Annotated in this window: 10 protein-coding genes; 1 reads left to right on the forward strand and 9 read right to left on the reverse strand. The window is 71.6% G+C overall.

Features of this window, described 5'->3' with window-relative positions; translation table 11 throughout:
* Positions 1-24 precede the first annotated feature (24 nt).
* The 6 genes from NO889_RS07730 to NO889_RS07755 form a co-directional block, all read right to left on the reverse strand.
* On the reverse strand, positions 25-399 hold the full coding sequence (locus tag NO889_RS07730) for a nuclear transport factor 2 family protein (RefSeq protein WP_256411712.1): 375 nt from the start codon (positions 397-399) through the stop codon (positions 25-27).
* Entirely contained in the window at positions 396-1,601 is a 1,206-nt protein-coding gene (locus NO889_RS07735; RefSeq protein WP_256411713.1) for a potassium channel family protein, read from the reverse strand. The genes NO889_RS07730 and NO889_RS07735 overlap by 4 nt, the downstream gene beginning before the upstream one ends.
* Positions 1,602-1,636: 35 nt before the next feature.
* A complete protein-coding gene (locus NO889_RS07740; RefSeq protein ID WP_256411714.1) occupies positions 1,637-2,182 on the reverse strand; it encodes a double winged helix-containing putative transcriptional regulator in 546 nt (181 codons plus the stop codon).
* Positions 2,182-3,120, reverse strand: a complete 939-nt coding sequence (gene mch / locus NO889_RS07745; RefSeq protein ID WP_256411715.1) for a methenyltetrahydromethanopterin cyclohydrolase — start codon at positions 3,118-3,120, stop codon at positions 2,182-2,184. Before mch ends, NO889_RS07740 begins: the two co-directional genes overlap by 1 nt.
* A gap of 66 nt (positions 3,121-3,186) precedes the next feature.
* The gene (locus tag NO889_RS07750; RefSeq protein WP_256411716.1) at positions 3,187-3,600 is read right to left on the reverse strand and encodes a DUF7969 family protein; all 414 of its coding nucleotides are present in this window, start codon (positions 3,598-3,600) and stop codon (positions 3,187-3,189) included.
* A 59-nt stretch (positions 3,601-3,659) separates the two neighbouring features.
* Positions 3,660-4,898: an aminotransferase-like domain-containing protein gene (locus NO889_RS07755; protein ID WP_256411717.1), complete on the reverse strand. Its 1,239-nt coding sequence runs from the start codon at positions 4,896-4,898 to the stop codon at positions 3,660-3,662.
* Positions 4,899-4,990: 92 nt separating this feature from the next.
* On the opposite strand from NO889_RS07755, the gene NO889_RS07760 reads away from it, so the two are divergent.
* On the forward strand, positions 4,991-5,833 hold the full coding sequence (locus NO889_RS07760) for an eIF2B alpha/beta/delta subunit family protein (RefSeq protein ID WP_256411718.1): 843 nt from the start codon (positions 4,991-4,993) through the stop codon (positions 5,831-5,833).
* Here the strand turns inward: NO889_RS07760 and NO889_RS07765 are convergent.
* From NO889_RS07765 to NO889_RS07775, 3 genes are all read right to left on the reverse strand, one after another.
* Positions 5,823-6,509, reverse strand: coding sequence for an alpha/beta hydrolase (locus NO889_RS07765; protein ID WP_256411719.1), 687 nt, complete (start codon positions 6,507-6,509; stop codon positions 5,823-5,825). The genes NO889_RS07760 and NO889_RS07765 overlap by 11 nt on opposite strands.
* Positions 6,510-6,525: 16 nt before the next feature.
* Positions 6,526-7,488 carry a VOC family protein gene (locus NO889_RS07770; protein ID WP_256411720.1) on the reverse strand — a complete coding sequence of 321 codons (963 nt, stop codon included), beginning with the start codon at positions 7,486-7,488 and terminating at the stop codon, positions 6,526-6,528.
* 23 nt (positions 7,489-7,511) lie between these two features.
* On the reverse strand, positions 7,512-7,716 hold a 205-nt coding region (locus NO889_RS07775; RefSeq protein ID WP_256411721.1), incomplete at its 5' end, for a hypothetical protein.

Consider the following 7,716-nt stretch of genomic DNA (forward strand, 5'->3'; position numbering starts at 1 on the left):
CGCGGTCGGACGAGAGTTCGGGCACTACCCGTCCGTCCGGACGTACGTCCGCAGCGCGGTCAGCCGCCCGTCCTCGACGTCGAAGACGTCGACGAACGCGAACAGCTCGTCGCCGTCCGCGTCGAGGAGTCTCCCTTGGACGGCCACGCCGGTGGACCCGGCGGGCTCCGAACCGTCGCCGCTGCTGAGATCGCTCTCGTAGATCGCGTCGACGACGTGTTCGGTGTCGGTCATCGGCCGCTCGTCGCGCATGAACGCGACGAACCGGTCGCGTCCCGCGAGCGTGCGATCGGGTCGATCGTGGACGAACTCCGGGTCGAGGAAGGCGGCGAGCCGGTCGTAGTCGCCGGCGTCTATCGCCTCGTAGTAGCCCCGGACGGGACGGATCGCCGAGGTCACGTCGCCAGCTCCGCGAACTCCGCGGCGGAGGTTCGCGTCCCCTTCGCGATGATCACGTCGCCGGCGCGGACGGTCGTGTCGAGGTCGGGGCCGACGAGCCACCCCTCGTCCGGGCGGCGGATCGCGAGCACGCTCGTGGCGATCTCGGTCGCGGGGACGCCGGACTCGATCCGCGTGCCGGCGAGCTCGCTCCCGCGCTCGACCCGCGTGCGGGTGATGATCTCGTCGGACTCCTTGACCGCCATCTCGACGACGGGGTGGACGCCGATGTCGCGCATCACTCCCTCGGTGATCTCGAGGGCGGCGTCGGAGATCTCCTCGGTCGCGACCCCGAGGTGGATGAGTCCCCGGAGCGTGACGGGATCCTCGGCCGCCTTCGCCGCCCGCAGCGTCCACGCCTCGAATCGCGACTGGAGCGCGTCGACCTCGATCTCCAGGTTGTACACCTCCTCGGCGAGCTCCTCGTTGTCGAAGAGCACGGAGCCGTAGGCCAGATCGACCGCGAGCTCGGAGAGGTTCTTCATCAACACGATCGAGTCGACCGCGCGCTCGAGGTCGTCGATCGCGGGCTCGACGGGCTCGTCCGCCTCGAACGCCTCGCCGGTCAGTCTCGGATACGCCTCCGCGACGCCGGTTTCGGGCCCACGGAGCAGCGTCACGTCGCCGCGGTTCAACCGGGTCCTCGGACCGGGATTGAGTATCCAGTCGTCGTCCCGGCGGATGGCGATGACCCGAACGCCCGTCTCGGACTCCAGGTCGATCTCCTTCAGCGTCCGACCCTCGTAGGGCGAGTCGTCGGCGACGGTGCCGCGGACGAGCGTCTCGACGCCCTCGGTGAGCGCGCCGCGCATCGCGTCCGGGAGCCCGATCTCCTCGATCACGATCCTCGCGATGTCGCCGGCGGCGTCGGACACCTTGTCGGCGGCGGCGACGACCCCGAGCACGGGCGCGAGCGTCTCCGCCTCGCTCGGCTTGCGCGCCGCGAGCATGAGGCTCATCCGGGCGCGCATCTGGAGGACGTCCATCCGGTGTTCGAGCTCGACGACCTCGCGTGCGACCGACGGGCTGGCGTGAAGCACCGCCGAGTACGACAGGTCGATGAGGAGCTCCGCCGTGTCCTTCATCTCCACGAGGAGATCCTTCACGCTCGCGGGCCGGTAGGACACCGCCTCCCGCGACCGCCGCCCGTCGAATCGTCCCATACCGATCCCGTCTCCGGCTCCGGGCAAAAGGCTTGTTACGCGTCCACGAGGGCGTCGCCGGCGACGTATCCCCGCTCGGCCTCGTCGTCCACGGCCCCCGAGTCGTCCGCCTCGACCGGCGCGGCCAGATCGACGAGCGCGAGCCACCGGAGGAGCCGGCCGGCGCGGTCGCGCCAGGACCGCTCCCACTCCGGGTCACGCGCGCGGTCGTGCCGCGGGACCGACCCGCGGGTCGCCGAAAGGAGCGTCCCCGCGGTCACCGGCTCCGTCGGCGACGCCGCCCGCAACAGCGAGAGCGCCTCGGGGACGAACAGGACGCCCTCGCGAAGCCCGTTCCGAACCGACTCCGGCGTCGGCTCCGCGTCGGTGCGAACGAACCCTCGCGGCGTCTCGCGTGCGAGACCGAGCGTTCGGAGGAACGCGAGCCAGTCGTTCGCGCGCTGGCGGTTCGGGAGGTCGCGGCGGTCGCGCAGACGCGCACAGCAGTCGTCGGTGCTGCCCGGAACGAGCGGGACCGCCCGCTGGAACGCGGCGAGTTCGGCGAGGTCCGCGGGCGGCTCGGGGACCGGCTTGATCCGCATCAGCGGTAGCCGAACGACTCCGCGAGCAGCGTCTCGTCGGTCTCGCCGACCGCGTAGACGGGGCCGTCGACCACGTCGACGGTGACCTTCGCCGGCGCGAAGACGCTCTCCGGCACCTCGTAGAAGTCCCAGTCGGCGTCCTCGAACACCTCCACGAAGGGGGTGCCGTAGTCGTCGCGAACGGTGGAGACGATCTCGCCGAACCGGTCGTCGTCGCGCGCGACCTGGAGGTGGACCTCCCCGCCGTACGCTAACGCGTCGTTCGTGCGCCCCATCGCGAGGTCCTCGTCGCGGGTGACGGGCGCGATCGGCGCGGTCCCCGAGGCGTGGAGCACGTCGGTCGGCTCGTAGCCGATCTCGAGCAGCCTGAAGACGGCGAGCTCGGCCGCGCGAGCCGCGGTCGCGACCGATCCGGCCGTCGAGCCGGTGGCGTACGTCGGAAGGAAGACGCCCTCGGGGTCGACCTCGGCGAGGTCGGCGACGTGTTCGGCGACCTCCTCGTCGGGCAGCGTCGTCGACTCGATCGCGAGGGTGGCGAACTCCGAGGAGTCGTAGTAGCCGACGCGCTCGAACTCCGTCTCCTGCCCGACGAGCGCGCGAGCGGGCCCGGAGCCGAGCCCCTCGAACCCGCTTTCGAACGCCAGCTCCCAGCCCGCCTTCTGTGAACACAGCAGCGCGACCGCGGGGTGGTCCGTCGACAGCTCGACGTACCCGCGGGGCGCGTCGGCGACCTCGCCCATCCGGGTGTTCACGCTCGCCAGCCCGGCGGTCTGGATCTCGGCCAGAAGCAGGCCGGCCTCGACCCCGCCGTTGGCGTCGACGCCGAAGTCGACGACGGTCGCCCCGTTCTCCAACTCGTACCCCGCCACGTCGAGCTCGCCCGCGAAGTCGAGCGCCTCGTCGACGAGCTCGATCGCGGTCCGGTTGATGCTCTCCATACGTTCCCTTTCGGGCCCCCGCCTAAGGGGCTTGCCGGTCGCGGCCGCGAGACCGGGGCGGGAACGTCACCGGGACCCGCCCGGCCCGCCCGGTCCCGCCGGCCCGGAGGGTCGCCGGCGCGGGTCGATCGTCACGAACTCGCTTTCGGCGCGCGGGTCGATCTCTTCTCCCCCCTCGTAGCGGACGAACGAGAGGTAGAAGGGCTCGCCGCAGCCGTCGGCCGCCGGCGACGAGTCGGCGTCGTCATCGCTCGCGCTCTCGACCCCGTCCCCGTGCGGGTCCCAGACGACCCCGTCGCTCTCGCCGCAGACGAACCGGACGCCGTCGGCGGCGTCGCCCTCGAACGGCTCGTCGGGGTCGGCGTACTCCCACCCTTCGAAGGGGTACGGCCGCACCGCCTTGTCCGCGAGGTAGCCCTCGCGTTCGATCTCGACGATCGTCTCACAGCGCGGGCAGTGGTAGGTGACGGGGTAGCCCATACGTCGAGTACGGTCGGAGCCGGTAAACACCCGTCGACGGCGGATAACAGAGCGGAGCGTCAGTCGTCGGACGCCTCGACCGCCGGCAGCGCCGCCCGCGTCGCCCGCGCGAGCGCCGCGATCCCGTCCTCGATCTCCTCGGGGGTGACGTAGCTGAACGAGAGCCGCGCGTACCGGCTCCCCCGGTCGTCGTGGAAGAAGTACGAGCCGGGGAGGTACGTGACGCCCTCCTCGGCCGCCGTCTCGAGCAGCTCCTCGGCGTCGATCCCCTCGGGGAACTCGACCCAGAGGAAGAAGCCGCCCGCGGGCTCGCTCCACTCCACGCCCGCCGGCATCCGCGAGTCGAGCGCGTCGAGCATGCGGTCGCGGCGCTCACGGTAGCCCGCGCGCAGGTCCTCGAGGTCCGCCTCGAAGTCGGTCGCCTCGCAGTAGCGGGCGATCAGCCCGAGCGTGAACACGTTCTCGCCGCCCGCGTTGATCCGGTCGAGCTCCCGGACGATCGCCTCGTCGGCGACGACCCAGCCCGTCCGGATGCCGGGCGCGATCGTCTTCGAGAAGGTGTCGACCCGGACGACGCGGCCGTCCTCGTCGAGCGACTTGAGCGGCTCCGGGGTGGTGCCGTCGTACCGGAGCTGTCCGTACGGGTCGTCCTCGACGATCAGGAAGTCGTACGTCTCGGCCAACTCGAGGAGTCGCTCCCGGCGGTCCGTCGACAGCGTCACCCCGGTCGGGTTCTGGAAGTCGGGGACCGTGTACAGGAACTTCGGCAGCGGGTCGCCCGCCTCCTCGCGGGCCGCGAGGTCGGCCGCGAACGCGTCGACGTCGAGGCCGTTCTCGTCCATGGCGTACCCCTCGACGTCGACGCCGTAGTTGCGAAACAGCCGCAGCGCGCCCATGTACGTCGGCGCTTCGACCGCGATGGTGTCGCCGGGGTCGAGGAAGGTCTGTGCGACCGTGTCGAGCGCGTGCGTCGCGCCGTTCGTCACGTGAACCTCCGCCTCGGTACACTCGATCCCGCGGGCGTGCGTCCGTTCGACCACGGTCTCCGTTATCGCGTCCGCGTAGTCGCCGCCCGCGTACTGGAGCGCGTCCTCGTGATCGATCTCGAGAAGGGCGTCGACCGCCTCGTTGACCTTCCCGTTCGGCAGCGCGTCGGGATACGGGAACCCGAACGCGAGCGACACCGCGTCGGGGGCCGTGATCGCTCGCCACGTCCCGTAGGCGGCACCGTCCATCGTTTCTCGGACGGGATCGGCGAAGAGTCGCTCGTACCCGTCGGATTCGTCGCTCTCGCTCATGATCGATCACACGTCCGCTCACCGATATAAGCCTGCTGGCGGAGGAACGAAACCCCGCAATCCCTTTTAACCGCGGCGTCGACTCTCCGGACATGATCGACGAGACGGTCGCCGAGATCCGGGCGATGCGGACCCACAGCACCTCCGCGGTGGCCGTGAAGGCGACGGAGTCGCTCGCGGAACTGCTCGACCGCGAGTACGTCACCGTCGACGAGTTCGAGCGCGACCTCGAACACAACGCGGGCGTGTTACGGCGGTCGAATCCCTCCCACGCCGCGCTCCACAACGCGATGCGCGAGGTCGAGCGGTCGATCGTCGGCGAGCCGACCACGGTCGAGGGCGCGAAACAGCTCTTGGAGGACGTGATCGACCGCGTCGTCGAGGACGTCGAGACCTCGAAGGCGGCCGCCGCGGCCAACGCCGCGGAGCGGATCGTCGACGGCGACACGCTTCTCGTCCACGACTACTCCACGACCGTCCTCGAGTCCATCGAGACCGCCGCGAGCGACGGCGCGCACCTGACGGTGTACGTGACCGAGGCGCGCCCGCGGACGCTCGGCCGGAAGACCGCGCGCGCGCTCGCCGGGATGGACCGCGTCGACGCGCGGATGGTCGTCGACGGCGCGATGGGCTACGCCCTCCGCGACTGCGACCGCGTCCTGCTCGGGATCACGTGTATCACCGGCGGCACCTACTACAACCGGGTCGGGACCTTCCCGCTCGTCGTGACCGCCCGCGAGCTCGGCGTCCCCGTCACCGCGGTCGGTTCCGGCGCCAAGACGATCGAGGAGTTCCGGTTCGAGAACGAGTTCCGCGACGCCGTGGAGGTGATGCGCGAGCCGGTCGAGGACGTCGAGATCGAGAACCCCAGCTACGACGCGACCCCCGTCGGAATGATCGACACCGTGATCACCGACGACGGCGTCAGGGAGTGAGCGCGTCGATCCGGTCACCGATCCGCCCGATCGTCGCCTCCGAGAGCCCGTGACCCGATCCGGGACCGATCCGAACGTCGACGGCCGCGCCGCCCGCTCCGAGGACCCGAGCCGTCTCGCGGACCCGAGCCGGCGGGACGTGCGGATCCGCCTCGCTCGAGTCGAGCGACACCGGCGTTTCGGCGAGCGGGGTGCTGGCGTCGCGGTCGCCGTCGACCCCCGCGACCCGCCGCGTCTCGAGGTCCTCGCCCGGCAACGCCGCCGAGGCGACGACGGCCCCGCCGAACCGCCGCGGTCGGCGACACAGGAACGCCGCGAGGACGCACCCGCCCTGCGAGACGCCGACGAGGAGCGTCCGCTCGGGAGGGATCCCCACGTCGCCCGCGGCCGCGACCGCGCCGGCGACGCAGTCGACCGCCGAGGACAGAGCGGGCTCGTTGGCGGCGACCGGGGCGTCGTGGCCCGCCGGGAACCAGGTCGACCGGCGGGCCGCGGGCGCGAGAAGGGTCACGCCCGGCCGGTAGAACTCGTCCGCCAGCCGCACGATCCCCTCGGCGGTCCCCCCGCGGCCGTGGAGGAGGACGACCGCGACTTCCGCCGCCGCGGCGGGCGCGCCCCCGACGACGAGCCGGGCGTCGGCGTGCGGGCCCTCGACGTCGGGTAGCGTCCGGGTCATGCCGACGACGCTCGGGTCACCGCCGACTCGGCGACTCGATCCGCGGCAGCTGCCCCTCGATCAGGTCCCGATCCTCGGCGAACCGGTCCGGGAGGTAGAGGTCGGTCGCGTGGCCGTCCGCCTCGGGGTCGGCGAGGCCCGGTCCGCGCGGGCCGTCCGGGGTCGGCTCCTCGGTCGCGAGCTCCACGAGGAGCCCGCCGGGGCCGCGGACGTACAGCGAGTGGAAGAAGTGCCGGTCCTTCACGCGGGAGACCTCGTATCCCCGCTCGCGAAACAGGTCGTGCCAGCCGAGGAGCGCCTCGCGGTCCGGCATCCGCACCGCGACGTGGTGGAGCGTTCCGGGACCCTCGCGGAGGTACGGCGCGTCCCGGACGAGGAGGTCGACGGCGGTCGCCCGACCGCCCGGCGCGCGGTACCGGATCCGGTCGTCCGTCTCCGCCTCGTACTCGAAGCCGAGCGTCTCGAGGACGCCCGCGGCACCGTACGGGTCCGTCGGCGTCGCGGCCGCGCCGTAGACGCCCCGGATCGCGGCCCGCTCCGGAACCGGTCCCCCGGTCCACGGGTCGCCCGCGTCGCCGCTCGCGACGAGTTCGACCGTCGTCCCCGCAGGGTCCGAGAGACGGAGTCCGCGGTCGCCGAAGCGCTCGTCGGGGCGGAGTCGGTCCGCGTCGATTCCGCGATCCGCCAGCCGATCGCGCCAGTGGTCGAGCGATCCGGAGGGGATCGCGAGCGAGACCGACTCGTATCCCGGCTTGCCGGGGCGCCCCGGCGCGCCCGTCGGGTCGGGAAAGACGGTGAGGACCGATCCGGGGCGTCCCTCGCCGGTCCCGAAGTAGAGGTGGTGCTGGAGGCGGTCCTCGTAGTTCACCGTCGTCCGGAGCAGCCGGAGTCCGAGCGTCCCCGCGTAGAAGTCGACGCTCGCCCCGGCGTCGCCGACGATCCCCGTCACGTGGTGGATGCCCGGCGTCTGTGTGGTCACGCTCGACGGTTCGACGCGAGGGATCATATCGGTGTCGCCCGCCGGACCGCACGTCCCGGCCGCGAGGGAGTTCGGTTCCGGAACCGGGAGCCGATGTTCACCGCCTGACAAAGGGTGTCAACCTTAGCGTGAAGAATGCGGCCGAGCATGGTTGAATTGGTGATTCGAAGATGCTCGACCGCGTGGTTGCGAAAGCACGCGATCAAGAAGTATTTTCGCGTGAAGATA

Source organism: Halorubrum rubrum (assembly GCF_024494685.1).
GTDB lineage: Archaea > Halobacteriota > Halobacteria > Halobacteriales > Haloferacaceae > Halorubrum > Halorubrum rubrum.